Source organism: Pseudomonas sp. PB103 (assembly GCF_009764635.1).
GTDB lineage: Bacteria > Pseudomonadota > Gammaproteobacteria > Pseudomonadales > Pseudomonadaceae > Aquipseudomonas.
The window spans coordinates 1-1436 of the sequence record NZ_RWIL01000035.1 but is presented as its reverse complement, the minus strand read 5'-3'; the positions used below and the strand labels follow the sequence as shown (position 1 = coordinate 1436).

The window sequence follows — 1436 nt, the reverse complement described above, 5'->3', positions numbered from 1 at the left end:
AAATCAAAATCAAAAGATCGCAGCCTTCGGCAGCTCCTACAGGGGGGGGGGCGGTCTCAGTCTGGCAGTTGCTCGACAACGATGCCCAAGCGCCGATAATCCTCGACACTCCCTGATGCTAGATGCCGTTCGGTGATCAGCGTGTGCAATCGCTCGCACCCCGCCACGACAAACGGCTCAACCGCTCCAAGCTTGTCCGCTGTGGTCACCGCAATCACCCGCGCCGCGCCCTCGAGCATCGCCTGTTTCACCGGCACTTCATCGAAATGCAACGAGGTAATCCCCACCTCCGGATGGATCGCACATACGCCGGTAATCGCCAGATCCGCCTTGATCCCCGCAAGCAAGCGCAACGTCTCATGACCACTCGCGGACATGGTCCTCGGGTTCAACACCCCGCCCGCCAGAATCACCTTCACCCCCTTGAATTCCGACAACGCAATCGCCGTCATCGGTGAGGCCGTCACCGCCGTGATGCTGATATCGGCACGCAACGAGCGCGCGACCTGCAACGTCGTCGAGCCGGAGTCGAACAGCACAATCTGCCCATCCTCGATCTGCTGCGCGGCCAATTGCGCGAGACGGATTTTCACCTCATCGGTTTCATCCAGCCGCGCGAAGTAATCCTTGCCGGAGTCCTTCGGACGCGGCAGCGCGCCACCGTGAACCCGCTGCACAAGCCCTGCGTTATCCAGTTCAGCGAGGTCGCGGCGGATGGTGTCTTCGGACACCGCGAAGTGCTGACTCAGCTCGGACGCCATGACTTTGCCGTCGCGTTCAAGGATCAGAAGAATTTTCTGGCGGCGCAGAGAGGGAAGTTCGGACGCGGAGTGGTCGTGCATGGTTACGCCTGTTTATGCTTGTAATTGCAGGTTTTAGCGAGACTAGCGAAAGCTTCAGGCAAACACAAACAAGCGGCTATCAATTGTTTCGATCATTGGAATCAACAAGGCGAATTTTTTCTTCGCTTTCAGCCTGTCCACAATGGCCGCACTTCAATAAGGCTCAGGATGAACACCTCATGAATCTCAATTTCGCGTTTGCGTGCATGATCGTCGTGTCGTTTGCCGTCGCGCTCGGCCACGCGTAACACCCGTCAGACCGAGGCCAGCAACTGCTCGCGAAGCCATTTATGCGCCGGATCGCGGTGCGAGCGTTCGCCCCAGAACATCGTCATCTCATAACCGGGTACTTCCAGCGGCGCGTCGACCACTTGCAATGCCGGGTTGCCACGCACCAGGCGTGACGGCAGCATCGCCACCAGATCGGTGCTGGCCAGCACTGACATTGCCATCAGAAAGTGCGGCACCGATAAGACCACTTTGCGCATCAGCCCGACATCGGCCAACGCCCGATCAGTCACCCCGAAAAAGCCCCCGCCCTCACGCGACACCATCACATGCTCCAATGCGCAGAACTGTTGGCGGGTGGGTGCG

Annotated in this window: 2 protein-coding genes; both read right to left on the bottom strand. The window is 59.0% G+C overall.

The window, feature by feature from the left end:
- Nucleotides 1-56: 56 nt before the first annotated feature.
- A complete protein-coding gene (locus tag EJA70_RS06135; RefSeq protein ID WP_158830146.1) occupies nt 57-842 on the bottom strand; it encodes a DeoR/GlpR family DNA-binding transcription regulator in 786 nt (261 codons plus the stop codon).
- A gap of 254 nt (nt 843-1096) precedes the next feature.
- Nucleotides 1097-1436, bottom strand: a 340-nt coding sequence (locus EJA70_RS06130; protein ID WP_256677629.1) for a LysR substrate-binding domain-containing protein, incomplete at its 5' end; no start/stop codon positions are given.